Raw genomic sequence first — 24,399 nt, 5'->3', positions numbered from 1 at the left:
CCCGGAGCCCGAGGACACCTGAGGTTCCGCCACGCAAGGCGAGTTCGCAGACAGCCTCGATGCGTCAGTACTCGTACGGGTCGGCCGGGGCCGGGATGGTCCGGACGCCGGTGATGTCGACCGTCGGCACGTGCCCGTTGGCCTCGGTGGCGCTGCCGGGCCGGAGCACGCCGGTCACCTCGATCCAGGTGTCCGACGGCAGCGCGGCGGCCCGCTCGGCCGCCGGGCCCGCGAGGTCGGCCCGCACCGGCGCCGCGTCGGCCGCGCAGCAGCTGATCCGCATCCGGGCCAGCCGCACCGGCTCGCCCTCCTCGTGCACGACGAAGCCCTGCAGGCGCACCGACCGGCCGTTGAGCGCGCCGCTGTCGTCCCACACCACCCGCGTGACGAACTCCGAGAGGCTCAGCAGCGGCGAAGGGGCCGCGGGCAGGTCCTCGAACAGCGACTCGCGCGGCTTCTGCGGTGCGACGTCCCCGGCGCGGTCGACCGAGTCCGAGCCCAGCGCGGGCGGGGCGACCAGGAAGATCGCGAAGACCGGCAGCAACAGCATCCACGGGCTGCGCGAGCCGTGGTCGTGGTCGTGCTCGTCGTGCTGGGCGCCGCCCGCGCGGATGTCGCGCACGATCGCGAACACCGCCAGCAGGACGATCACGCCGCCGGCCGCCACCAACCACGGGAACAGGCCGGGCTTGACGTAGCGCAGGTAGGTGCCGCCGAGCGCGATCTTCAGCAGAGCACCGCCCAGCAGCAGCAACAGCAGGTTCTGGGTCTCGCGCCGCATCAGGCACCTCCGAGCAGCAACGCGCCGACGGCCACCGAGCAGCCGATCGCCACCACGAACGTCGCGGGGGCGAACCGGGCCGCGAACCGGCGGCCGAAGGTGCCCGACTGCAGGGCGATCAGCTTGATGTCGACCGCCGGACCGACCACCAGGAAGACCAGCTTCGGGATGAGCGGCAGGCCCGACAGCGACGCCGCGACGAAGGCGTCGGCCTCGCTGCACAGCGCGAGCACGACCGCCAGCACGGCCATCACCAGCACGCCGAGCACGAGCTGCCCGCCCAGCGAGCGCATCCACTCCGCGGGCACCAGCACGTTGAACACCGCCGAGGTCAGGCCGCCCAGCACCAGGAACCCGCCCGCCTCGACGAGGTCGTGGCGGGCGGTCTCGGCGAACACCACCCACCGGCTGCCCGAGGGGTGGTGGCTCTCCATCCGACGCAGCGCACGCTCGGCGATCCACTCGGCCTTGCCCAGGCGGACCCACAGCCAGCCCATCACGCAGGCGGTGAGCATCGCGGCGAGGAAGCGCGCCAGCACCATCCGCGGCTCGGACGGGAAGGCCACGGCGGTCGAGACCAGCACGATCGGGTTCACCGCGGGCGCGGCAAGCAGGAACGCCAGCGCCGCGGCGGGCGCGACGCCCTGCTGCATCAGGCGGCGGGCGACGGGCACCGACGCGCACTCGCAGCCGGGCAGCGCGAGCCCGGCGACGCCCGCGACGGGCACCGCCGCCGCTGTGTTGGCGGGCAGCAACCGCCGCAGCGCGCCCGGTGGGACGAACGCCGCGATGAGACCGCTGATCAGCACCCCGAGTACCAGGAACGGCAGCGCCTGCACGCAGACGGCGACGAACACGGTCGAGCCGGTGCGCACGGCGGGCACGTCCAGCACCGAAGCCAGCGGCGCCTGGAACACCACCGCGGCCACGAGCAGCACGCAGAGCACTTCGAGGGAGGTGATCGCGCGGCGCGGGCGCGCGCGGTCCGGTGGCCGGGCGGTCGTGGTCACCGGACCATCCTGCCAGTTCGAACTGATAATCGTTCGCACTAGGGCGGATAAGGTCCCGAGCCGCGCGGCACCACCGCACGACCAGCGCCGGTGGGACCCAGCCGACGCCGCCGCGGGTTCTCAGAAGCCTTCTGGCGAGGACAGCGCCGACGTGGTGAATTGGACATTCATGATGTCGGCAATTCCGGAGCCAGCAGGCTTCTGAGGTTCCGCTACCGGCACCGCTATGCAAACCACGTCTGGAATGTTCTGGCAGGCGTGGGTTGCCCGGCGGCTCTCCCCTCGCTACTTGGCTGCGGGCCCCTCGGTCTCTGCCAGCAGCTCACCGCGGAGCTGCGAAGCGGTCGAGACGACGAGCATCAGCAGCGTGCCGAGCGGCGTCGGGTCCATGCCCTGCGCGGGGAACGCGTAGCGCAGGGTGACGTCCATCCCGCGCTCGGTGCGGACCACGCCCAGCGTGCCGAACAGGCCCTGCCCGGCGCGTTCGGCCGCGGACTGGGCGAGCTGGTCGCTGTGCGGCAGGTCCCAGGCCACCACGCAGGTCAGGCTCAGCACGGTCAGCCCCTCGGCGAGCTGCATCGCCTGCACCGCGCACGGCACCTCGGCGTGCCGGAAGGTCAGCGCGCCGTCGTCGTCGACTTGGACGTCGTGGTAGGTCTCCAGCGCCTCCTTGGCCGCGGTCATCAGCTCCGCGGTGGTGGCGGCCTCCTGGGTCATCGGGTGCCCTCCTGGGCGGTCTCGGTCGTGGGCGGGGTGTCCTCCGCCCCTTCACCGGCCCCCTGCGCGGCGCGGTCGATCGCGCCGCCGAAGCGCCGGTCCCGCCGCGCGTACTGCTCGCAGGCGCGCCACAGGTGCGTCCGGTCGACGTCGGGGAACAGCGTGTCCTGGAAGACCAGCTCGGCGTAGGCGGACTGCCAGAGCAGGAAGTTCGACGTCCGCTGCTCCCCCGACGGCCGGATGAACAGGTCGACGTCGGGCATCTCCGGCTGGTACAGGTACTTGGCCACCGTCTGCTCGTCCACCTTCTCCGGGTTGATCTTGCCCTGGGCGGCGAGCCTTGCGATCTCCCGGGCAGCGTCACCGACCTCGGCGCGTCCACCGTAGTTCACGCACATGGTCAGGTTCATGACCTCGTTGTTCCGCGTGCGGACCTCGGCGTCCTGGAGCTGCTTGACCACGCTGCGCCACAGCTTGGGCTTGCGGCCAGCCCAGCGCACCCGGACGCCGAGCCCGTCGAGCTCGTCGACGCGGCGGGCGATGACGTCGCGGTTGAAGCCCATCAGGAAGCGCACCTCCTCCGGGCTGCGCTTCCAGTTCTCGGTGGAGAAGGCGTAGAGCGAGAGCCACTTCACGCCGATCTCGATCGCGCCGCGCGCCAGCTCCAGCACCACCGCCTCGCCGCGCTTGTGGCCCTCGATCCGGGGCAGCCCGCGCTCGTTGGCCCAGCGCCCGTTGCCGTCCATGACGATGGCGACGTGCTGGGGCACGAGCTCCGGCGGCAGCGCGGGCGGACGCGCCCCCGACGGGTGCGGATCCGGCGGCCGCACGCTCGGGTCGTCCTTGCCTCGGCCACGGCGTCGCAGCATGTGTTCGTTCTCCTTCGTCGCCTCGCCCTCTCCGCGGGCGAGGCGGGGTTGCGGTGTGCCGGACTGGGTCCTACCGGTCCGACATTGTCCCGGACGGCTCCGGTTCAGCCGTTCAGTGGTAGCCCGAAGCGGACCTCCGCGCGGTCGTCGGAGGCGAGCCTGCTCATGCCGGTCGCCCGGTAGAAAGCCTGGGCCCTGGTGTTGCTGACCCGCACCCCGAGCTGTACGCCGGGCGAGCCCGCGCGGGCCAGCTGGCGGAACAGCGCGTGCATCAGCTGCTTGCCCGCGCCCCGCCTCCGGGCGCCGGGGAGCAGGTTGATGTGCAGGTGGGAGGGGTAGCGGTCCAGGTGCGGCGGCAGCATCAGCCGGGGCCGGTGCAGGAATGCCCGGAGCTGGCTGTCGGCGCTGCCCGCGTCGACCCGGCGGCTCGCCGGATGCGTCGCGGCGAACCTGGGCGCCCACTCGAACTGCCACCGGGCGTAGAACTCCTCGGTGTGCAGCGCGGCGACCACGTAGCCCAGCACCGCGCCTCCGGACTCGGCCACGAACGCCAGCTCGGGCTGCAGCAGCAGGTACGGATCGGCGAAGACGTAAGCCACCAGGTCCGGGTCGTCCAGGATCGGGTGCACCGGTTCGCCCGCGTCGCCGGTCTGGACGCAGATCCGGTGCACTGCTTCGGCATCACCCGGTCGCCAGCTCCGGACGATCAACCGTCCTCCCCGGCAGGCGATGCCACCGGGTCCTGGGTCGCTCCCAGCTCCGCGGCGCGCTCGCGGATGATCTCGGGCACCTTCCACTCCGACCGCTCGACCAGCGGCAGCGAGCGGAGCTGGCGTTCCATGTGCCACTGCAGGTGCGCGGCGATCAGGCCGCTGCCCTCCCGCCGAACCGGTGTGGTGGCCGCCTCGGCCACCGCCCAGTCACCGTGCAGCAGCGCCTCCAGCAGCGGCAGCGTCGCCGCCGACGGGCGCACCGATCCGGCAGGCCTGCACTCCGCGCAGACCGCGCCGCCCGCGGCGACGTTGAAGGCGGCGTGCGGGCCCCGCGCGTTGCACCGGGCGCACTCGTCCAGCGCCGGGGCCCAGCCCGCGAAGGACATCGCCCGCAGCAGGAAGGCGTCGAGCACCAGCGACGAGTCCCGCTCCCGGCCGGCCAGCGCCCGCAGGGCGCCGGTGGCCAGCAGGTAGAGCCGCAGGACGGGCTCGCCCTCCTCGGCGGCGAGCCGGTCGACGGTCTCCAGCACCGCGCACGCCGAGGTGTAGCGCTGGTAGTCGTCGACGATGTGCGCGCCGAAGGCGTCCAGCGTCTGCACCTGGGTGATGACGTCGAGGGTGCGGCCGGTGTAGAGCTGCACGTCGATGTGGCAGAACGGCTCCACGCGCGCACCGAAGCGCGAGGTCGTCCGGCGCACGCCCTTGGCGACGGCGCGCACCTTGCCGTAGCGCCTGGTCAGCAGCGTGATGATCCGGTCGGCCTCACCCAGCTTCTGCACCCGCAGCACGACCGCGGAATCCCGGTAGAGGCTCACCTGCGCATCGTCTCACCTCTTCGGGCGTTGACGGGAGGCAAGGCGCCGGACCTGCGGCGGCGGCCTTCCGGGGTATGCGCGGTCTCAATTCGGTCTTGGCGCACATGCGGGGACCGCCATGCAGCAGAATCCAAGGGATCTGACAGCGGCTCGCATTCGTCCAACCGCCGACGCACGCTGCCTCGAAGTGCCCCCGAGAGGACCCCGATGACCTACCCCCAGGACCCGCAGCCACAGGACCAGCCCGGATATCCGCAGCCCTATCCGCAGCCGGGGTACGCGCAGAACCCCTACTACCAGCCCGGATATCCGCAGCCGTACCTGATGCCCCGGTACAACGGCCTCGCGATCGCTTCGATGGTGGTGTCGCTGGTCGGGGTCATCAGCTGCTACGGCGCGATCCTCATGGGGCCGGTCGGCGCCATCCTCGGGCACGTCGCCCACGGCAAGATCAAGAGGGATCCGCAGCAGAACCTCGGCGGCGGCATGGCCATCACCGGGATCATCGTCGGCTGGATCACCTTCGGGCTCTGGGTGCTGCTGATCACCTTCGTGATCCTGGCCGCCTCCGGCGTGCTCGGCCCGGAAATCCAGGAGGAGTTCGACTGAGTCGGCTCTGAGCCGGTGTCGCCCTGGTGGTACCGGCTCAGACGTACAGCCATTCGAAGGGCGGGAACGGCAGGTTGCGCACCACCGACCACACGGCGATGACGATCAGCGCCACCAGCGGCGACCAGCGCCAGTGCTCCCAGGTGATGACCCTGCGTCCCCGCCACCGGCCCAGCACCCACGCTCCCCAGGTCCACAGGAAGAACGGGATGAACGCCAAGGCCACCGCGTTGTAGTGCAGCGCGGAGAGCACGTCACCGTGCAGCAGGCTGTAGACCATCCTGGTCGCGCCGCACCCGGGGCAGTCCAGGCCGAACAGCAACTTGACGGGGCAGGGCGGCAACGGGAACCCGGCGTCGGAGGTCGGGTCGGCGAACCAGACGACCGCGGCGGCCGCGCACCCCGCCAGCGCCGTCGCCGCCGGGAACAGCAGCGACCGCAAGCCACCTGGCCGCGGCGCGTGGCCCGCCGCGTCCGTCATCGGTGCCTCACAAGCCGCCACTGACGCCGACGCCGATCACGCCGATGATGACGACGAAGTAGACGATGATGAAGAGCAGGTAGGCGCCCAGCAGGCCGGCTCCGACGATGACGCCGATCTTGCCCCACTTCTTGGCCTCGGCGGCGCTGAACTCGGCCTGCTGGTAGAGCCCGCGCGCCCAGAGGGTGTTCACCTCCAGCGCCTTGATGAGCGCCGGGATGCCGAACGGCCAGCAGGTCAGCAGACCGCCGATCGCCCAGCCGAGGTTGTTGACGATCGGCACCGGCCCGTAACCGGGCATCCCGTGGGGCGGCACCGGGTAGGGCGGCTGCGGCGGATACGGCTGCTGCGCCGGATACGGCGCCTGCACGTACTGCTGCGCGGGGTAGGGCTCCGGCAGGTAGGCGGGCGCCTGCGCCTCCGACTGCGCTGGGGACTCCCCCGATGGCGTCGGCTCGGCGGAAGGGGTCTGCGAAGGCTCCGCCGACGGTGTCGACGACGGCTGCGCCGGTGGTTCGACGGGATCGGACGAGGAGGTCATCTCGTGCTCTTTCGATGAGGACGAACCTGGCGGACCGGTAACCGGTCGGCCCGGGCGCGCGAGGGCGCGACGAGCCGACCGGTGAAACCGGGGTACTCCTAGTAGCTGCTCGCGGCGCCGAGGGCGACCACGAAGACGATGACGTAGAAGAGGATGAGCAGGGCCCAGCCGGAGGCACCGACGATGATGCCGATCTTGCCCCACTTCTTGGCCTCGTCAGCGGCTTCCTGCGCCTGCTGGAACTGCCCCTGGGCCCAGAGGTTCTGCACCGAGGTGGCCTTGATGAGCGACGGGATGGCGAACGGCCAGCACAGGAAGATCGAGCCGATGCCCCAGCCGATGTTGTTGTTCGGCGGGGCGGCGCCGTAGCCGGGCTGTCCGTAGGGAGCGGGCTGGCCGTAGCCGGGCTGTCCGTAGGGCTGCTGCGGCTGCGGGCCCGAAGCCGGGTTGTAGCCGCCGGGCTGCTGGCCGTACGGCTGCTGCGGGTTGGGTCCGGACGGCGGACCGCCGTAGGGGGTAGTCACTGATGCTTCCTTCGACTCTCACGTTGAAAGACCGGTGGCCGGCCGGGGTTCGAGCACAGCCGGATCGGAACCGTACCTGAGACGAAGCGCTTTCACGTGCGGTTCCCGATATCTGCACCGAACCGGAGCTAGAACCCGAGACGCCGCAGCTGCTTGGGGTCGCGCTGCCAGTCCTTGGCCACCTTGACGTGGAGGTCGAGGTAGATCTTGCTGCCCAACAGGGCCTGGATGTGCTTGCGGGCCTGGGAGCCCACCGCGCGCAGGCGCTCGCCGCCGCGGCCGATCACGATCGCCTTCTGGCTCTGCCGCTCGACGTAGATCACAGCGTGCACGTCGATGAGGTCGTCGCGGCCCTCGCGCGGCACCATCTCCTCGATGCCGACCGCCAGCGAGTGCGGCAGCTCGTCGCGCACCCCCTCCAGCGCGGCCTCGCGGATCAGCTCGGCGATGAGTGTGGTCTCGGGCTCGTCGGTCAGCTCCCCGTCCGGGTAGAGCTGCGGGCCTTCGGGCAGGCGGCCGACGAGCAGGTCGGCGAGCACGTCCATCTGGTAGGAGTCGACCGCCGAGCACGGCACCAGGTCGGCGAACTCCATCACCTGCTGCAGGGCGAGCAACTGCTCGGCGACCTGCTGCTTGCCGACCAGGTCGGTCTTGGTGACGACGCCGATCACCGGCGTGCGCTTCGCGACCTTGGCCAGCTGCTCGGCGATGTAGCGGTCACCGGGCCCGATCTTCTGGTCGGCGGGCACGCAGAAGCCGACCACGTCGACCTCCGACCAGGTCTCGTAGACCAGGTCGTTGAGCCGCTGGCCGAGCAGCGTGCGCGGGCGGTGCAGGCCGGGGGTGTCGACGATGATCAGCTGGGCGTCCGGACGGTGCACGATGCCCCGGATCGCGTGCCGCGTCGTCTGCGGCTTGCTGGAGGTGATCGCCACCTTCGAGCCGACGAGGGCGTTCGTCAGCGTGGACTTGCCGGCGTTGGGCCGGCCGACGAAGCAGGCGAATCCGGAGCGGTGCGCGTCAAGACTGGTCACCGCACCATTGTGACCGTCCGGCGGCCGGCGGCGCCCACGGGTGCGGCCACCGGCCGCGCGGCGGGAGACCGAGACCGGCCACGCGTGGGCACGCTCCTGCGGTCGGGGCCCCGCCGCGGACCGGGCGGGCGCCACCGTCCGCCCTGCGGTCGGGTCCCGCCTCGGACCGGACCGACAGCCGCGGCTCGGCCGCCCCGCGGTCAGATCCCGCCGCGGGCCGGACGGACAGCCGCGGCCCGGCCGTCTGGAACCCCGTCAGGCCTCCACGACGCCGACGACGTCGCCGCGCGCGTCCGCGCGCAGGACCGGCGCCTTCGCGCCGACGTCGCGGACCGCCGCGACCGACTCCGCGCCGACGGCGTCCGCGTCGGTCACGACCGCCGCGGCCTCCAGGCCCTCCGCGCCGCTGGCGACCGCCATCGCCACCGCCACCTGCAGCGCCGTCAGGCGCAGCGAAGGCAGCTCGACGGTGCACGCGGCGTAGGTGCGGCCGTCGGTGTCGCGCACCGCCGCTCCCTCCGCCGCGCCGGTGCGGGCGCGCGCCGAGCGGGCCAGCGTCACGATCTTGGCGTCCTCGGGGTCGATGTCCTGCGGGGCAGCCGACTCGACGTGCTCAGCCACTGGTTGGGGTCCTTCCTGTGGGTCGTTCCGATCGCCCGTGCCGGAGGCAGGGCGTGCCTACTCGGCGCCGCGCAGCGGTGCGTGGTCGCCGTAGGAGCGCCGCACCAGCAGCGCGTTGATGCGGATGCGGCCGCGGTGGTCCTTGCCTCCCTCGGCGCGCAGCCGCAGCCCGGCGATCTCGGCCTCCGCACCCGGCAGCGGCACCCTGCCGAGCCGCTGGGCGAGCAGGCCGCCGACGGTCTCGACCTCCGAGCCGTCGAGCTCGACCTCGAACAGCTCGCCGAGGTCCTCCACCGGCAGCCGCGAGCTGACCCGGACCGTCTCGTCGTCGATCCGCTCGATCGGCCGGTGCTCCTCCAGGTCGGACTCGTCGGTGATCTCGCCGACGATCTCCTCGATGATGTCCTCGATGGTCAGCAGGCCGGCCGTGCCTCCGTACTCGTCGACGGCGATGGCCAGGTGGCTGCGCGACTTCTGCATCTCCTTGAGCAGCTCGTCGAGGCGCTTGGTGTCGGGCACGAAGCTGGCCGGGCGCATCAGCTCGGCGACCGCGGGCCCGGCCTCGTTCGGTCCGCCGTGCTCGACGACCACCCTGGACAGGTCCTTGAGCGTGACCACGCCGACGATGTCGTCGACGCTCTCGCCGATCACCGGCACTCGCGAGAAGCCCGACCGCAGGCACAGCGCCAGCGCCTGGCGGACCGACTTGGTGCGCTCGATCCAGATGATCTCGGTGCGCGGCACCATCACCTCGCGGGCGATGGTGTCGCCGAGCTCGAACACCGAGTGGATCATCTCGCGCTCGCCCGGCTCGACCACGCCGCGCTCGCCTGCGAGGTCGACCAGCTCGCGCAGCTCGACCTCGGAGGAGAACGGGCCCTCCCGGAAGCCGCGGCCCGGGGTGATCATGTTGCCGATCAGGATCAGCAGCCGGGTCAGCGGGTTGAGCACCCTGGCCAGCGCCCGCACCGGGCCCGCCACCAGCAGGCCCACCCCGTACGGGTGCTGGCGGCCGATGGTGCGCGGGCCGACCCCGATCAGCACGTAGGACACCACGAGCATGATCAGGATCGCGACCGCGACGGCGCGCGCGTCGGAGTTGGCGATGCGCAGCGCGACGACGGTGACCAGCACCGCCGCCCCCATCTCGCACGCCAGCCGCAGGAGCAGCAGCAGGTTCACGTGCCGGGGCCGGTCGGCCAGCACCAGCGCGAGCTGCCTGGCACCGCCCCTGCCCTCGCGCACCAGCTCGTCGACCCGCGCCCGCGACGCGGCGCCGATGGCCGAGTCCGACGCGGCGAACACACCCGCGGCCAGCACCAGCAGAACCGCCCAGACCATCAGCGCGATGGAACCGGAGAACACGACTACCGCCCTAGTGGAATTCCGTCACGACAACGCCTCGGAGCCTGTTCCGCCATCTGGACCGCTACGCACGGTGAGTTCATCTCAGTGCGTGCCGGGGCCGTCCTGCTCCTCCAGGCCGACCGCGCCGAGGACCGCGGAGTCGGCGCTGCGCTGCGCCTGCTCGCGCTCGGCCGCGGCCTTGGCCGCCCGGAAGTCGGCCAGGATCTGGTTCTGCAGACCGAACATCTCCCGCTCCTCCTCCGGCTCGGCGTGGTCGTACCCGAGCAGGTGCAGGACACCGTGCACGGTCAGCAGGTGCAGCTCGTCGAGCAGGCTGTGCCCGGCCTTGCGGGCCTGGTCCTTTGCGAACGCCGGGCAGAGCACGATGTCGCCGAGCAGCGCGGGACCCGCACCGGCGGAGTCCGGGCGCCGGGACGAGTCGTACTCGTCCATCGGGAAGGCCATCACGTCGGTCGGGCCGGGCAGGTCCATCCAGCGCTCGTGCAGGTCGGACATGACGTCGAGCTCGACCAGCACGATGGAGAGCTCGGCGAGCTGGCTGACGCTCATCTTGTCGAGCGCGAAGCGGGCGACCGAGACGATCGAGGGCTCAGGCACCTCGACGCCGGACTCGTTGGCGATCTCGATGCTCATGCGCGTCCCCGTCGCTGGCCGTTGCGCCTGCCGCCGGCCTCCTCGGCCTCGTTCTGGGCGTGCCAGCGGTCGTAGGCGTTGACGATGTCGGTGACCAGGCGGTGGCGCACCACGTCCTGGCTCTCCAGCATGGAGAAGTGCACGTCCTCGACGCCCTCCAGGATCTCGCGGACGACCTTCAGGCCGCTGCGCTGACCCCCGGGCAGGTCGATCTGGGTGATGTCGCCGGTGACCACGATCTTGGAGCCGAAGCCGAGCCGGGTCAGGAACATCTTCATCTGCTCCGGCGTGGTGTTCTGCGCCTCGTCGAGGATGATGAACGCGTCGTTGAGCGTCCGGCCGCGCATGTAGGCCAGCGGGGCGATCTCGATCGTGCCCGCCTGGGTGAGCTTGGGCACCGACTCCGGGTCGACCATGTCGTGCAGGGCGTCGTAGAGGGGGCGCAGGTACGGGTCGATCTTCTCGTAGAGGGTGCCCGGCAGGTAGCCGAGCCGCTCCCCCGCCTCGACGGCGGGCCGGGTGAGGATGATCCGGTTGACCTGCTTGGCCTGCAGCGCCTGCACCGCCTTGGCCATCGCCAGGTAGGTCTTGCCGGTACCGGCGGGGCCGATGCCGAAGACCACGGTGTGCTTGTCGATGGAGTCGACGTAGCGCTTCTGGTTGAGGGTCTTGGGGCGGATCGTGCGTCCGCGCCGGGAGACGATGTCCAGGCTGAGCACGTCGGCGGGTGACTCGGAGTGGTCGGCCGAGAGCATCGCCACGCTGCGCCGGACGCTGTCCGGGGTGAGCGAGCCGCCCTTGGACACCAGCGTGATGAGTTCGGCGAACACCCGCTCGGCGAAGGCGACCTCCGCGGGCTCGCCGGACAACGTCACCTCGTTGCCGCGGACATGGACATCGGCAGTCAGCAGATCCTCGATGACCCGGAGGTTCTCGTCCCTGGTCCCCACCAGTGCCAGCACCGCCGTGTCCGGCACGGTGATCCTGGACTGCGCGCTGGCGGTCTGCGTCGGCTGCTCTCCGGACTGGGCGGCGGCTCCACCCGCTGCGATTCCGGCCACGTGTATTCGGGCCCGCTTTCTGCGCGTACGCGCGAGTAGTTCTGGTCAGGTCTGCTGGTTCCGATGGTAGAGCAATCCGCAGTCCGGTTGCGCCGACAACCGTCGACCGCACGCGCGCCCGCGGCGGTGCGGACGGTTCCGGCGCCGCCGCAGGCCCACCCGGCGGTCTCAGCCGTGCGCGGGGCCTCCGGTAAGGCCGCCCATCCGCTCGCCGCCCAGCAGGTGCAGGTGCACGTGGAAGATGGTCTGCCCGGCGTCGGAGTTGGTGTTGAACAGCAGCCGGTACCCGGACTCGGCGATACCTTCGCTCTCGGCGACCTCACCGGCCACGCGCACCACCTCGGCCAGCAGGTCGGGGTCCTTGGCCGCGAGTTCGGCGGCGTTGCGGTAGCGCGTCTTGGGCACGACCAGCACGTGCGTGGGGGCCTGCGGGTTGATGTCGCGGATCGCGATGACGCGGTCGGTCTCGCGCACCACGTCGGCGGAGATCTCGCCCGCGATGATGCGGAGGAACAGGTCGTCCATGTCGCTGTCGCTCATGCCCGCAGGTTATCCCGTCCGGCCCGGAGGAGTTGATCGGTTCGCCGCGGGACGCCGCGCCGCAGCTGGGGCTGGGGGTTGCCCAGCTGCGGCGCGACCCTCACCGGGCCGAGGGGGGAGGTGCCCGGCGAGGTGTCCAGGACCGCGTGCGTCACGCCGCGAAGCTGCGCACCGCAGTCCTACCGCAACTGAGAGTATCGCTCTGTCACACGAACGCGCTACCGTTTTGCGTGATCTTTTTTCCGAAACCGCAAAAAAGTTGTCAAAAGCTGACGATCCGCTCAGACATCCCAACGGTGGGTGAGGACGCCGAGCGCGCCCAACGCGACCGCGGCGGCGGTCGACGCCCGCAGCACCGACGGCCCCAGCCGCACCGCCTGAGCACCCGCCTCGGTCAGCACCGCGAGCTCGTCCTCGCCGACGCCTCCCTCCGGCCCGACCACCAGCACGAGCTCGCCCTCGGCCGGCAGGTCCACCGACGCCAGCGGGGTCGACGCCGACTCGTGCAGGACCACCGCCGCATCGGCCTCGGCCACCACCCGCGACAGCTGCCGGGTGGTGACCGGCTCACCGACCTCGGGAGTCCACGGCCGCCGGGCCTGCTTGGCGGCCTGCGCCACCGTGCTGCGCCAGCGCCCCAGCGCCTTCGCACCGCGCGGGCCGTCGTCCCAGCGGGCGACGCAGCGTGCGGCCTTCCACGGCAGCACGCCGTCGACGCCCGCCTCGGTCGCCAGCTCCACGGCCAGCTCGCCGCGGTCGCCCTTGACCAGCGCCTGGGCCAGCCTCACGCGCAGGGCAGGGCGCGGCACCAGCCAGGACTCCTCGACGTCCAGCTCCAGCGAGTCCCGCGCGGTGGAAGTCACCGAGCACCGCGCCATGCCGCCACGGCCGTCCGAGAGCAGCAGCTGCTCACCGACGCCGATGCGCCGCACCGTCGCCGCGTGCCTGCCCTCGGGACCCGACAGCGCGGTCCTTCCGGCTGCGGGCACCTCGTCGACGGAGAAGACCGGCAGCGACACCTCAGCGGTGCCCGAAGGAGCGGAACCGGGAGAACAGCCCGTGCCGCTGCCCGTTGCCGTTGGCGGTGACGGTCGGCTCCGGCTGCTCCTCGCCGCGGATGGTGGCGAGCTGGCGCAGCAGCTCGCTCTGCTGCTCGTCGAGCCTGGTCGGCACCACCACGTCGAGGTGGACGTGCAGGTCGCCGTGGCCGCTCACGCGGCCGTTGGACCGCAGCTTCGGCAGCCCGTGCCCGGTGAGCACGTGCTCGGTGCCCGGCTGGGTCCCCGGCTCGACCGTCAGCTCCTCCTCGCCGCTGAGCGTGTGCAGCCTGATCACGGTGCCCAGCGCGGCGGCGGTCATCGGGACCTCGACGTTGCAGTGCAGGTCGGCGCCGTCGCGGGTGAACCGCTCGTGCGGCAGCTCCTCGACCTCGACGAACAGGTCGCCGGGCGGGCCGCCGCCGGGGCCGACCTCGCCCTCGCCCGCCAGCCGCACCCGCATTCCGTCGCCGACACCGGCCGGGATCTTGACCGTGATCGTGCGCCGGGCGCGGACCCGGCCGTCGCCGCTGCACTGCTGGCACGGGTCGGTGATGACCTCGCCGAAGCCGCGGCACACCGGGCACGGGCGAGAGGTCATGACCTGGCCGAGGAACGAGCGCTGCACCGACTGCACCTCACCGCGGCCACCGCAGGTGTCGCAGGTCGACGGCGCGCTGCCGGCGCGGGAACCGCCACCGTCGCAGGAGTCGCACAGCACCGCCGTGTCGACGGTGATGTCGCGGTTGACGCCGCTGGCGCACTCCTCCAGCGTCAGCTCCAGGCGCAGCAGCGCGTCGGAGCCGGGCTGCACGCGGCTGCGCGGACCGCGGCCGCCGCCGGCCGCACCGCCGCCGAAGAAAGCGTCCATGATGTCGCCGAGCCCGCCGAAACCGGCGAACGGGTCGCCGCCGCCGGCTCCGCCGCCACCACCGTTGGACAGCGGGTCGCCGCCGAGGTCGACGATCTGGCGCTTCTTCGGGTCCGACAGCACCTCGTAGGCGGTCGTCACCTCGCGGAAGCGCTCCTGCGCGCCGTCGTCGGGGTTGACGTCGGGGTGCAACTCCCTGGCGAGCTTGCGGTAAGCCCGCTTGATCTGCTCCGGCGTAGCGTCCTTGGCCACCCCGAGGGTCCCGTAATAGTCCCTGGCCACCTTCTGAGTCTTCCTCTGCTCGATCGACGAGTTGCGGGCGAGTCCGGCCGCGAGTCACCGGCCGGCCAGGATCTCCCCCACATATGCTGCAACGGCGCGCACCGCCGCCATCGTTCCCGGGTAGTCCATCCGCGTGGGGCCGACCACGCCCATGCCACCAAGCACCATCCCATGCGAACCGTATCCGGTGGACACCACCGAGGTCGTCTGCATCTCCTCGGCCTCGTTCTCCATGCCGATGCGCACCGTGACGGTACGCGAGTCGCGCGCCGCGGCCAGCAGCTTGAGCACCACGACCTGCTCCTCGAGCGCTTCGAGGACCTGGCGCAGCGAGTTGGGGAAGTCGGTCACGTTGCGGGTCAGGTTCGGCGTGCCGCCGAGCACCATCCGTTCCTCGGGGTGCTCGACCAGCGACTCGATGAGCACGCTGCACACCCTGGTCATGGCGTCCCGCAGCTCCGACGGTGCCTGCTCGGGCAGTTCGGCGACGGCGGCGGAGGCGTCGGCCAGCCGCTTCTCGGCCATGGCCGAGTTGAGCACGGTGCGCATGCGCCCGACCTCGTCGTCGCCGATGACGTCGCCGAGGTCGACCATCCGCTGGTCGACGCGGCCGGTGTCGGTGATCAGCACCAGCATCAGCCGGGCCGGGGTGATCGGGACCACCTCGACGTGGCGGACCGTCGAGCGGGTCAGCGTCGGGTACTGCACCACCGCGACCTGCTGGGTCAGCTGGGCCAGCAGGCGCACGCTGCGGCGCATCACGTCGTCGAGGTCGAGCGCACCGTCGAGGAACGCCTGGATGGCCCTGCGCTCGGCGCCGGTGAGCGGCTTGATCTCGTGCAGCCGGTCCACGAAGAGCCGGTAGCCCTTGTCGGTCGGGATCCGGCCCGCGCTGGTGTGCGGCTGGGCGATCAGGCCCTCCTCCTCCAGAGTCGCCATGTCGTTGCGCACGGTGGCGCTCGACACACCGAGGTTGTGGCGGTCGACGAGTGCCTTCGAACCGACCGGCTCGTTCGTGGACACGTAGTCGGCCACGATCGCACGCAGCACCTCGAAGCGGCGCTGGTCCGCGTTCACCGTCGTCACCTCCTGACCTCCTGCCGAGCACCGGTCACCGCGCACCGTCACCGGTGCCCCGCCTGTCGAGTTTACGGTGCTCGCGCACCGTGGCCGAGCACCGCGGCGCGCGGCCGGTAGCCTCCGCGGCGACGACCGGACCGACGACCCCGCCGCGGCCCCGCCGTGCCCGGGAGGTGCCACCAGCCGTGATCTTCAAAGACGTCCGCGAGGGGCGGCCCTACCCGGAGCACCACCTGACCACCAACGACTGGTCCAAGATCCCACCCCGCCAGGTGCGGATGGAAGAGCTGGTCACCACGACCAAGGTCCTCAAGCTCGACCGGCTGCTCAGCCCGGACTCGACCTTCTTCGGCGACCTCTTCCCGCACGCCGTGCAGTGGCGTGGAGAGCTGTACCTGGAGGACGGCCTGCACCGCGCCCTGCGCGCGGCCCTGCACCAGCGCACGGTCCTGCACGTCCGGGTGCTGGAGCTGGACGCCTTTCGGCGCTGAGGGGCGGATCAGCTCGGCTGACGGCCGCCCGGCGCGCCTGCCCCGGCCAGGGCCAGGGTGCCGCGCCCGTCAGCGACTTCAGGTGATCAGGCGCTGGATCACGCCGTCGGCGAGGAGGCGGCCGCGGTCGGTGAGCACGCAGCGGTCCGCCGCGAGGGCGTCGGCGCGCAGCAGGCCGTCGGCGACGGCCTCCTTCGCCGCCAGCCGGCCGGCTTCGTCGAGGACCGCCAGGGGCAGCCCGGATGCCAGCCGCAGCTCCAGCATCACGCGCTCGATCCGCTGGTCCTCGGCGTCGAGGACCTCGCGCGCCAGCGCCGGTGAGGCGCCCTCGGCCAGCAGCGCCGAGTACCGCGCCGGGTGCTTGACGTTCCACCACCGCACGCCGCCGACGTGGCTGTGCGCGCCGGGGCCGGCGCCCCACCAGTCGCCGCCCCTCCAGTAACCGATGTTGTGCATGCAGCGGGCGGCGTCGTCGCGCGCCCAGTTCGACACCTCGTACCAGTGCAGCCCCGCGCCGCCGAGGACCCCGTCCAGCAGCTCGTAGCGGTCGGCCAGCACGTCCTCGTCGGGCATCGGCAGGTCGCCGCGCCGCACCTTGCGCGCCATCGCGGTGCCGTCCTCCACGATCAGCGAGTACGCCGAGACGTGGTCGACACCGGCTTCGAGCACCGCGTCGAGCGATGCGCGCAGGTCGTCGTCGGTCTCCCCGGGCGTGCCGTAGATCAAGTCCAGGTTGACGTGGCCGAACCCGGCGGCGCGCGCCTCCCGGGCGGCCTCGACCGCGCGTCCCGGGGTGTGCCTGCGCTCCAGCACCCGCAGCACGTGCTGGGCGGCGGACTGCATGCCCAGCGAGACCCGCGTGTAGCCCGCCGCGGCGATCCCCTCGAAGAACTCCGGGGAGGTCGACTCCGGGTTCGACTCCGTGGTCACCTCGGCGCCGTCGGCCAGCCCGAACGACGAGCGCACCGCGTCGAGGACCTCGCCGAGGCGCTCCGCTCCGAGCAGCGACGGCGTGCCGCCGCCCGCGAACACCGTTCCGGCCGCAGGGACCGGCTCGCCGCCGGCGGCGAGCACCCGGGCCCCGAGGTCGAGCTCCGCGCGCAGGCCCTCCAGCCAGCTGCCGAAACCGGCCGAGGAGCCCAGCTCGTCGGCGGTGTAGGTGTTGAAGTCGCAGTAGCCGCACCTGGTGGCGCAGAACGGCACGTGGACGTACACGCCGAACGGCCGCGAACCGAGGCCCGCCAGGGCGCTCGGCGGCAGGGCGCCGTCGCGGGGAGCCGGCTCGCCAGGAGGTGGTTGAGAGGGCACGGCTCCAGTGTTCCAGAGCCCGGCAGAACCGGTTTCCGCAGCGTTGCGCCACTGTTCCGGCACAAAAAATGTGACCGAACTCAAGGCCGTCCCACCATGCGGATGCGCTTTGTCCAGCCGCTGAGCACGTGTCACGCTTACCTGCATGGTGACCGTGACGGAGGTGCTGCTGACCTCCCGCCGCTACGTGGACCTGCGGCGGGTCTCCAGCGCCCTGTGCCGTTGCACGGACTGATCCCGCCGCCGCGATTCGCACTGTCCAGTCGGCGCCGGGTCGCCGACCGCGAGGACGTCCGTCACCGCCGACGGGGTTCGAAGCGGGCGTCACCGCGCCAATCCACCCCCCGGAGGTCCGACGATGGTCCCCCCGACGGAAGCTCCCGCCACCACCACCGGTCGCCGCGTCCCCGCCCGCAAGGGAAAGAAGCGCGGTGAAGGGCAGTGGGCGCTGGGCTACCGCGAACCGCTCAACCCCAACGAGCGCTCGAAGAAGGACGACAACCCGCTCAACGTGCGGCAGCGGATCGAGACGATCTACGCCCACGGCGGGTTCGACTCCATCGACCCGGCCGACCTGCGCGGACGGTTCCGCTGGTGGGGTCTCTACACCCAGCGCGCCCCGGGCATCCCGGGCGCGCGCACCGGGACCATCGAGCCCGAGGACCTCGACGACCGCTACTTCATGATGCGGATCCGCATCGACGGCGGCGCGATGACCACCGAGCAGCTGCGCGTGGTCGGTGAGATCGCCCAGACCTACGCGCGCGACACCGCCGACATCACCGACCGGCAGAACGTCCAGCTGCACTGGGTCCGGGTCGAGGACGTGCCGACGATCTGGGAGAAGCTGGAGTCGGTCGGCCTCTACACCACCGAGGCCTGCGGGGACTGCCCGCGCGTGCTGCTGGGCTCGCCGGTGGCCGGGATCGCCGCGGACGAGATCATCGACGCCACGCCGGCGATCAAGGAGATCTCCGAGCGCTACATCGGCGACAAGTCGCTGTCGAACCTGCCGCGCAAGTTCAAGACCGCGATCAGCGGCTCCCCGCGCTGGGACACCGTGCCCGAGATCAACGACGTGTCGCTGGTCGGCGTGGTGCACCCCGAGCACGGGCCGGGCTTCGACGTGTGGGTCGGCGGCGGGCTGTCGACAAACCCGAAGCTGGCGGTCCGGCTGGGCGCCTGGGTCCCGCTGGAGGAGGCCGCCGAGGTCTGGCTCGGCGTGGTGCAGATCTTCCGCGACTACGGCTACCGCAGGCTGCGCAACCGCGCGCGGCTGAAGTTCCTGGTCAACGACTGGGGCGCGGAGAAGTTCCGGCAGGTGCTGGAGGACGAGTACCTCGGCCGCAAGCTGGTCGACGGCCCGGCGCCGGAGACCCCGGCCGCCCGCGACCACATCGGCGTGCACAAGCAGAAGGACGGCAACTTCTACGTCGGCGTCAAGTCGCAGGCCGGGCGGGTCACCGGCTCGACGCTGGTGGAGGTGGCCAAGGCCGCCGAGCGCGTCGGCTCGTCCCGGGTGCGCACCACCGTCGAGCAGAACCTGCTGGTGCTCGACGTGGCCGGGTCCGATGTGGACGGCCTGGTCGGCGACCTCGGCAAGCTCGGGCTGCAGGCCGACCCGTCGCCGTGGCGGCGCAGCGTCATGGCCTGCACCGGCATCGAGTTCTGCAAGCTGGCCATCGTCGAGACCAAGCAGCGCGCGATCGACCTGATCAACGAGCTGGAGGAGCGGCTGGCCGACATCCAGGGCGATGTCGACAACCCGGTCACGGTCAACCTCAACGGCTGCCCGAACGCCTGCGCCCGCACCCAGGTCGCCGACATCGGGCTGAAGGGCCAGATGGTGCCCGACGGCGAGGGCAACCAGGTCGAGGGCTTCCAGGTGCACCTGGGCGGCGGGCTCGGGCTCGACGCCGGTTTCGGCCGCAAGATCCGCGGCCACAAGGTGACCTCCGCCGAGCTCGGCGACTACGTCGAGCGGCTGGTGCGCCGCTATCTCGCCCAGCGCGGCGAGGGCGAGCGGTTCGCGCAGTGGGTCGCCAGGGCCGAGGAAGACGACCTGAAGTGAGCGCACCCGAAGGCAGGGCGGTGCCGTTCTACTGCCCGTACTGCGGTGACGAGGACCTCACTCCGGAGCCGGAACCGGCCGGGGCGTGGAAATGTCGGTCGTGCCTGCGGGTCTTCAAGGTGAGCCTCGTAGGACTGTCCCTCGGAGGAACCGAAGAGTCATGACTGCCGAAACCACCACGAACGTCGGCGTCCGGCGCAGCGACGAGGAGCTGCGCGCCCTGGCCGAGGAGGCCGCGCCGCGGCTGGCCGAGGCCACCGCCGAGGAGGCGCTGCGCTGGGCCGCGGACACCTTCGGCGAGAACCTCATCGTCGCCTCGAACATGCAGGACGCCGTCCTGGTCGACCTGGCCGCCAAGGCCAGCCCGGGTGTGGACGTGCTGTTCCTGGAGACCGGCTACCACTTCGCCGAGACGATCGGCACCCGTGACGCCGTGGCGCAGGTCTACGACGTCTCGATCGTCAACGCCGTTCCCGAGCAGTCGGTCGCCGAGCAGGACGCCGGCGAGGGGCCGAACCTGTTCGAGCGTGACCCGAACCGGTGCTGCTTCCTGCGCAAGGTGGTGCCGCTGCGCAACACGCTGGCCCGCTACGAGGCGTGGGTGACCGGCGTGCGGCGCGTGGAGGCGCCGACCAGGGCGAACACTCCGGTCGTGACCTGGGACGACCGCAACGGCCTGGTCAAGATCAACCCGCTGGCGGCGTGGAGCGACGAGGAGATGGACGCCTACATCGCCGAGCACGGGGTGCTGGTCAACCCGCTGGTCCCGGCAGGTTATCCGTCGATCGGGTGCCGGCCGTGCACGGCGAAGCCCGCCCCGGGCGCGGACCCGCGCAGCGGGCGCTGGGCCGGAAACTCGAAGACCGAATGCGGCCTGCACGGCTGATTCGTGAGTCGGGGACTCACGAGGGAGGAATCAGGGCATGACCACCGACCATGAGATCGAGCTGCCGGACACCCCGGCGCCGAGCGAGGCACCACCCCAGGTCGACAACCTGGACGCGCTGGAGTCCGAGGCGATCCACATCTTCCGCGAGGTGGCCGGCGAGTTCGACCGGCCGGTGATCCTGTTCTCCGGCGGCAAGGACTCCACGGTGCTGGTGCACCTGGCGCTCAAGGCGTTCTGGCCCGCGCCGGTGCCGTTCCCGCTGCTGCACGTCGACACCGGCCACAACTTCGGCGAGGTCATCGACTTCCGCGACGAGCTGGTCGCCCGCCACGACCTGCGGCTGGTGGTCGCCTCGGTGCAGGACTACATCGACGACGGGCGGCTGCAGGAGCGGCCGGACGGCACCCGCAACCCGCTGCAGACCCAGCCGCTGCTGGACGGCATCAGCGAGAACCGCTTCGACGCGGTCTTCGGCGGCGGCCGCCGGGACGAGGAGCGCGCCCGCGCCAAGGAGCGCATCTTCAGCCTGCGCAACGCCTTCGGCCAGTGGGACCCGCGCCGCCAGCGGCCGGAGCTGTGGAACCTCTACAACGGCAAGCACCGGCCGGGCGAGCACGTCCGGGTGTTCCCGCTGTCGAACTGGACCGAGCTGGACATCTGGCGCTACATCCAGCGGGAGAAGATCGAGCTACCCGACATCTACTTCGCCCACCGCCGCGAGGTCTACCAGCGCGACGGCATGTGGCTGACGTCGGGCCCGTGGGGCGGGCCGCGCGAGGGCGAGGCCGTCGAGGAGAAGACGGTCCGCTACCGCACCGTGGGCGACGGTTCGTGCACCGGCGCCGTGGAGTCCGAGGCCTACACGGTGGACGACGTGATCGCCGAGGTCGCCGCCAGCCGGCTCACCGAGCGCGGCGCGACCAGGGCCGACGACCGGATGTCGGAGGCCGCGATGGAGGACCGCAAGCGGGAGGGCTACTTCTAGAGATGACCGAGACCACTACCCGCACGGCGCCGGACTCCGGCACCGAGGTGACGTTGCCGGTGCACACCGACCAGCTGCGGCTGGCGACCGCGGGCTCCGTCGACGACGGCAAGAGCACGCTGGTCGGGCGGCTGCTGCACGACACCAAGTCGGTGCTGGCAGACCAGCTCGACGCGGTGCAGCGCGCCAGCGCCGACCGCGGTCTGCAGACACCTGACCTGTCGCTGCTGGTCGACGGCCTGCGCGCGGAGCGCGAGCAGGGCATCACCATCGACGTCGCCTACCGGTACTTCGCCACGCCGAAGCGCTCGTTCGTGCTCGCCGACACCCCGGGGCACGTGCAGTACACCCGCAACACCGTGACCGGTGCCTCCACCGCGCAGCTCGCGGTGCTGCTGGTCGACGCCCGCAAGGGCGTGCTCGAGCAGACCCGGCGGCACGCGGCCGTGCTGGCGCTGCTGGGCGTGCCGCGGCTGGTGCTGGCGGTGAACAAGATCGACATGGTGGACTACGACGAGGCGACCTACCGGCGCATCGCCGAGGAGTTCACCTCGCACGCCACGGCGCTCGGCTATGCCGAAGGCACCGTGGTGACCATCCCGGTCTCGGCGCTGCACGGCGACAACGTCGTGGAGAAGTCGGAGCAGACGCCCTGGTACGAGGGCCCGGCGCTGCTGGAGCACCTGGAGAGCGTGCCGGTCGCCCCGGACCCGCACGACGTGCCGTTCCGGATGCCGGTGCAGTACGTCATCCGCCCGCGCACCGCGGACCACCCGGACTACCGGGGCTACGCGGGGCAGGTGGCCGCCGGTGTGGTCGCCGAGGGCGACGAGGTCGTGGTGCTGCCGGCAGGCGTGCGCACCCGGGTGTCCAAGGTGGACACTCCTGACGGCGCGGCGCCGCGGGCCGCGGCGGGCCGTTCGGTGACCGTGCTGCTGGAGGACGACGTCGACATCTCGCGCGGTGACCTGATCGCCGCCGCGGACTCGGCGCCCACCGTCACCGACGAGGTCGACGCCACGGTGTGCTGGCTGGCGGAGAAGCCGCTGCGGCCGGGCGCCCGCGTGCTGGTCAAGCACGGCACCCGCACGGTGCAGGCGATCGTGACCGAGCTGACGGCCCGCTTCGACGAGCAGCAGCTCTCGAGCGTGGAGACCCCGGAGTCGTTGGAGCTCAACGAGATCGGCCGGGTGTCGCTGCGCACCTCGGAGCCGCTGCCGGTCGACGAGTACGCCGCGAGCAGGCGGACGGGTTCGTTCCTGGTGATCGACCCCTCCGACGGCACCACGCTGGCCGCCGGGCTCGTCGGCCTGCCGCTGGCGCCGCTGCGGGGCGAGTCCGCGTCCTGACGCGGCTCCTGCCCTGAGGCGCCGGATGGTGCCTCCAGCGGCGCGAATCGCCACGTGCGGAAGGCGGATTCATCCGCCGGCACGACAGCAAGAGGGGTTCGGCGGCCACGGCCGCCGGACCCCGCACCACGCCCGAGAGCCAGGAAGATGAACGCACCCCTAGTCGCCGTCGCGCACGGCAGTCGTGACCCGCGTTCGGCGGCGACGATCCACGCCCTGATGGACGTCGTCCGCGCGATGCGCCCGGATCTCGACGTGCGCACCGCGTTCCTCGACCTGTCCGCGCCGCGCCTGGGCGACGTGCTCGGCGCGGTGCACGGCGACGGGCACCGGGAAGCGGTGGTGGTGCCGCTGCTGCTCGGTCGCGCGTTCCACGCCCGCGTGGACGTGCCCGCGGCCGTCGCCGACGTGCAGCAGCGGTTGCCCCGGTTCCGGGTGCACACCTCCGACGTCCTCGGACCCGACAGCAGGCTCGACGAGGCCGCGTGGGAACGGTTGGCGCAGACCGGCGTCCGCGCCGACGACCCGGAGCTGGGAGTGGTCCTGGCGGGCGCGGGCTCCTCGCACGACCCGGCCAACCGGCTCGTCGCCGACGTCGCCGCCCGCTGGCAGGCCCGCACGTCGTGGGCCGGTGCCGTCGCCGCGTTCGCGGCGGCGGCCGACCCGGACGTGCCCGCGGCCGTCGCCGACCTGCGCGCCCGCGGCGCGCGGCGCTTCGCGGTCGCGTCGTGGTTCCTGGCCCCCGGTCTGCTGCCGGACCGGATCATCCGCCTCGCCCGCGAGCACACCGGCGAGCCGGTGCTGGCCGAGCCGATGGCCGACCACCCCGGCGTGGCGGAGCTGGTACTCCAGCGCTACGCCGACGCCCTCGCCGCCGCATCGCATCCCGCGGAGTACCCCCGGGCGCAGTGAGAGGAAGGCGGCTCATGAGCGTCACGCACGAGGATCTTCACCAGCTGGTGGAGCGGCTGCCGAGCGACAAGCTGGACGATGCCGCTTCCGCGCTGGCGCACCTCGTCACGCAGGATGTCGAGTTGGCCGATGAACCAGTTCGCGACCTGAGCGCGTACACAGGGTCTTTTTCCGCCGAACCCGACCTCGCTCAACGCACCGAGGAGTTCCTCCGGGACCGTTTCCGCGGCGATGGCGACACCGCGTGATCATTGTCGACACGGTCCCCTCGTAGCGCTTGGCAACAACCGCGACAACTTCCACTCGGCATCGGTGCGCCTCCTGTCGCGTTACCCGGGGCGCCTTCTCGTTCCTTCGCCGGTGCTCGCCGAGACGTGCTGGATGCTCGAAAGCCGGGTGGGAACGGACGCGGAGTTGAAGTTCCTCGATCCGGTGCGCACGGGGATGTTCGAACTCGTGGAGCCAACTGTCGAAGATGTCGACCGGATCCACGAGCTGGTAGCCGGATACGCCGATCTTCCGCTCGGTGCCACCGACGCGTCCGTGGTCAGCATCGCCGAACGCCTGGGAGTCCCTGCACTCGCCGCACTCGACCGGCTTCACTTCTCGGTTGTCCGTCCCCGCCACATTCCTGCGTTCACACTGCTGCCCTGACACCACACCCCGATCCCGGTATTCGGACACCTCCGGCGACGCGTGGTGCGCTTGGACCACGCGCTCGGAGCCGGTGGGATCAAGCGCTGCCTGCCGTCGGCGGCGTCGGCTGGTCCGATCTTGCGAGATTTGGCCAATCCCTCCCCGCGGCAC

Annotated in this window: 29 protein-coding genes; 10 read left to right on the top strand and 19 right to left on the bottom strand. The window is 71.8% G+C overall.

What is annotated here, in order from left to right; translation table 11 throughout:
• Positions 1-64: 64 nt before the first annotated feature.
• From SACE_RS07335 to recO, 6 genes are all read right to left on the bottom strand, one after another.
• A complete protein-coding gene (locus tag SACE_RS07335; RefSeq protein ID WP_009948032.1) occupies positions 65-781 on the bottom strand; it encodes a TIGR03943 family putative permease subunit in 717 nt (238 codons plus the stop codon).
• Positions 781-1,791: a permease gene (locus SACE_RS07330; RefSeq protein WP_009948033.1), complete on the bottom strand. Its 1,011-nt coding sequence runs from the start codon at positions 1,789-1,791 to the stop codon at positions 781-783. Before SACE_RS07330 ends, SACE_RS07335 begins: the two co-directional genes overlap by 1 nt.
• 285 nt (positions 1,792-2,076) lie before the next feature.
• The gene (locus SACE_RS07325; protein ID WP_009948034.1) at positions 2,077-2,508 is read right to left on the bottom strand and encodes a hypothetical protein; all 432 of its coding nucleotides are present in this window, start codon (positions 2,506-2,508) and stop codon (positions 2,077-2,079) included.
• Positions 2,505-3,377 carry an isoprenyl transferase gene (locus tag SACE_RS07320; protein ID WP_009948035.1) on the bottom strand — a complete coding sequence of 291 codons (873 nt, stop codon included), beginning with the start codon at positions 3,375-3,377 and terminating at the stop codon, positions 2,505-2,507. The genes SACE_RS07325 and SACE_RS07320 overlap by 4 nt, the downstream gene beginning before the upstream one ends.
• 104 nt (positions 3,378-3,481) lie before the next feature.
• A complete protein-coding gene (locus tag SACE_RS07315; protein ID WP_231849940.1) occupies positions 3,482-4,087 on the bottom strand; it encodes a GNAT family N-acetyltransferase in 606 nt (201 codons plus the stop codon).
• Positions 4,084-4,905, bottom strand: coding sequence for a DNA repair protein RecO (gene recO / locus SACE_RS07310; protein ID WP_009948039.1), 822 nt, complete (start codon positions 4,903-4,905; stop codon positions 4,084-4,086). Before recO ends, SACE_RS07315 begins: the two co-directional genes overlap by 4 nt.
• A 207-nt stretch (positions 4,906-5,112) precedes the next feature.
• On the opposite strand from recO, the gene SACE_RS07305 reads away from it, so the two are divergent.
• Positions 5,113-5,514 carry a DUF4190 domain-containing protein gene (locus SACE_RS07305; protein WP_009948040.1) on the top strand — a complete coding sequence of 134 codons (402 nt, stop codon included), beginning with the start codon at positions 5,113-5,115 and terminating at the stop codon, positions 5,512-5,514.
• A gap of 37 nt (positions 5,515-5,551) precedes the next feature.
• Here SACE_RS07305 and SACE_RS07300 read toward each other — a convergent pair whose 3' ends face one another.
• The 12 genes from SACE_RS07300 to hrcA form a co-directional block, all read right to left on the bottom strand.
• Complete coding sequence (locus tag SACE_RS07300) at positions 5,552-5,995, bottom strand: DUF2752 domain-containing protein (RefSeq protein WP_011873374.1); 444 nt, start codon at positions 5,993-5,995, stop codon at positions 5,552-5,554.
• Between the two features lie 7 nt (positions 5,996-6,002).
• Positions 6,003-6,536 carry a CD225/dispanin family protein gene (locus SACE_RS07295; protein WP_009948042.1) on the bottom strand — a complete coding sequence of 178 codons (534 nt, stop codon included), beginning with the start codon at positions 6,534-6,536 and terminating at the stop codon, positions 6,003-6,005.
• 98 nt (positions 6,537-6,634) lie between these two features.
• Positions 6,635-7,060: a CD225/dispanin family protein gene (locus SACE_RS07290; protein WP_009948043.1), complete on the bottom strand. Its 426-nt coding sequence runs from the start codon at positions 7,058-7,060 to the stop codon at positions 6,635-6,637.
• A gap of 128 nt (positions 7,061-7,188) precedes the next feature.
• Positions 7,189-8,094, bottom strand: a complete 906-nt coding sequence (gene era / locus SACE_RS07285; protein ID WP_009948045.1) for a GTPase Era — start codon at positions 8,092-8,094, stop codon at positions 7,189-7,191.
• A 255-nt stretch (positions 8,095-8,349) separates the two neighbouring features.
• Positions 8,350-8,715, bottom strand: coding sequence for a cytidine/deoxycytidylate deaminase family protein (locus SACE_RS07280; RefSeq protein WP_009948046.1), 366 nt, complete (start codon positions 8,713-8,715; stop codon positions 8,350-8,352).
• A 57-nt stretch (positions 8,716-8,772) separates the two neighbouring features.
• Positions 8,773-10,080, bottom strand: a complete 1,308-nt coding sequence (locus tag SACE_RS07275; protein ID WP_009948047.1) for a hemolysin family protein — start codon at positions 10,078-10,080, stop codon at positions 8,773-8,775.
• Between the two features lie 84 nt (positions 10,081-10,164).
• Positions 10,165-10,716 carry an rRNA maturation RNase YbeY gene (gene ybeY / locus SACE_RS07270; RefSeq protein WP_009948048.1) on the bottom strand — a complete coding sequence of 184 codons (552 nt, stop codon included), beginning with the start codon at positions 10,714-10,716 and terminating at the stop codon, positions 10,165-10,167.
• Positions 10,713-11,777, bottom strand: a complete 1,065-nt coding sequence (locus SACE_RS07265) for a PhoH family protein (protein ID WP_009948050.1) — start codon at positions 11,775-11,777, stop codon at positions 10,713-10,715. The genes ybeY and SACE_RS07265 overlap by 4 nt, the downstream gene beginning before the upstream one ends.
• Before the next feature lie 168 nt (positions 11,778-11,945).
• Complete coding sequence (locus SACE_RS07260) at positions 11,946-12,317, bottom strand: histidine triad nucleotide-binding protein (RefSeq protein WP_009948052.1); 372 nt, start codon at positions 12,315-12,317, stop codon at positions 11,946-11,948.
• A 281-nt stretch (positions 12,318-12,598) separates the two neighbouring features.
• Positions 12,599-13,336 carry a 16S rRNA (uracil(1498)-N(3))-methyltransferase gene (locus tag SACE_RS07255; RefSeq protein WP_009948053.1) on the bottom strand — a complete coding sequence of 246 codons (738 nt, stop codon included), beginning with the start codon at positions 13,334-13,336 and terminating at the stop codon, positions 12,599-12,601.
• 1 nt (position 13,337) lies between these two features.
• Entirely contained in the window at positions 13,338-14,507 is a 1,170-nt protein-coding gene (dnaJ, locus tag SACE_RS07250; protein WP_009948055.1) for a molecular chaperone DnaJ, read from the bottom strand.
• Positions 14,508-14,561: 54 nt separating this feature from the next.
• Positions 14,562-15,593: a heat-inducible transcriptional repressor HrcA gene (hrcA, locus tag SACE_RS07245; RefSeq protein ID WP_009948056.1), complete on the bottom strand. Its 1,032-nt coding sequence runs from the start codon at positions 15,591-15,593 to the stop codon at positions 14,562-14,564.
• A gap of 179 nt (positions 15,594-15,772) precedes the next feature.
• Here hrcA and SACE_RS07240 point away from each other — a divergent pair, with 179 nt between their 5' ends.
• Positions 15,773-16,078 carry a type II toxin-antitoxin system VapB family antitoxin gene (locus SACE_RS07240; protein ID WP_009948057.1) on the top strand — a complete coding sequence of 102 codons (306 nt, stop codon included), beginning with the start codon at positions 15,773-15,775 and terminating at the stop codon, positions 16,076-16,078.
• A gap of 78 nt (positions 16,079-16,156) precedes the next feature.
• Here the strand turns inward: SACE_RS07240 and hemW are convergent, their stop codons facing one another.
• Positions 16,157-17,386, bottom strand: coding sequence for a radical SAM family heme chaperone HemW (gene hemW, locus SACE_RS07235; RefSeq protein ID WP_011873371.1), 1,230 nt, complete (start codon positions 17,384-17,386; stop codon positions 16,157-16,159).
• A gap of 145 nt (positions 17,387-17,531) precedes the next feature.
• Here hemW and SACE_RS39900 point away from each other — a divergent pair, with 145 nt between their 5' ends.
• From SACE_RS39900 to SACE_RS36180, 8 genes are all read left to right on the top strand, one after another.
• Positions 17,532-17,621, top strand: coding sequence for a putative leader peptide (locus SACE_RS39900; protein WP_021341786.1), 90 nt, complete (start codon positions 17,532-17,534; stop codon positions 17,619-17,621).
• A gap of 123 nt (positions 17,622-17,744) precedes the next feature.
• The gene (locus tag SACE_RS07230; protein ID WP_009948061.1) at positions 17,745-19,457 is read left to right on the top strand and encodes a nitrite/sulfite reductase; all 1,713 of its coding nucleotides are present in this window, start codon (positions 17,745-17,747) and stop codon (positions 19,455-19,457) included.
• Between the two features lie 160 nt (positions 19,458-19,617).
• On the top strand, positions 19,618-20,343 hold the full coding sequence (locus SACE_RS07225; protein WP_009948062.1) for a phosphoadenylyl-sulfate reductase: 726 nt from the start codon (positions 19,618-19,620) through the stop codon (positions 20,341-20,343).
• Between the two features lie 37 nt (positions 20,344-20,380).
• Complete coding sequence (gene cysD / locus SACE_RS07220; protein WP_009948063.1) at positions 20,381-21,331, top strand: sulfate adenylyltransferase subunit CysD; 951 nt, start codon at positions 20,381-20,383, stop codon at positions 21,329-21,331.
• 2 nt (positions 21,332-21,333) lie between these two features.
• Positions 21,334-22,680, top strand: a complete 1,347-nt coding sequence (locus SACE_RS07215) for a sulfate adenylyltransferase subunit 1 (RefSeq protein ID WP_009948064.1) — start codon at positions 21,334-21,336, stop codon at positions 22,678-22,680.
• 147 nt (positions 22,681-22,827) lie between these two features.
• Entirely contained in the window at positions 22,828-23,592 is a 765-nt protein-coding gene (locus SACE_RS07210; RefSeq protein WP_011873370.1) for a sirohydrochlorin chelatase, read from the top strand.
• A gap of 14 nt (positions 23,593-23,606) precedes the next feature.
• Complete coding sequence (locus SACE_RS07205) at positions 23,607-23,840, top strand: hypothetical protein (protein ID WP_009947682.1); 234 nt, start codon at positions 23,607-23,609, stop codon at positions 23,838-23,840.
• Complete coding sequence (locus SACE_RS36180) at positions 23,824-24,246, top strand: type II toxin-antitoxin system VapC family toxin (RefSeq protein ID WP_081468338.1); 423 nt, start codon at positions 23,824-23,826, stop codon at positions 24,244-24,246. Before SACE_RS07205 ends, SACE_RS36180 begins: the two co-directional genes overlap by 17 nt.
• Positions 24,247-24,399: the final 153 nt, after the last annotated feature.

This window comes from Saccharopolyspora erythraea NRRL 2338, assembly GCF_000062885.1.
Lineage (GTDB): Bacteria > Actinomycetota > Actinomycetes > Mycobacteriales > Pseudonocardiaceae > Saccharopolyspora_D > Saccharopolyspora_D erythraea.
Note: the sequence above shows the minus strand (reverse complement) of the source record. Positions and strands in the feature narration are given on the sequence as shown.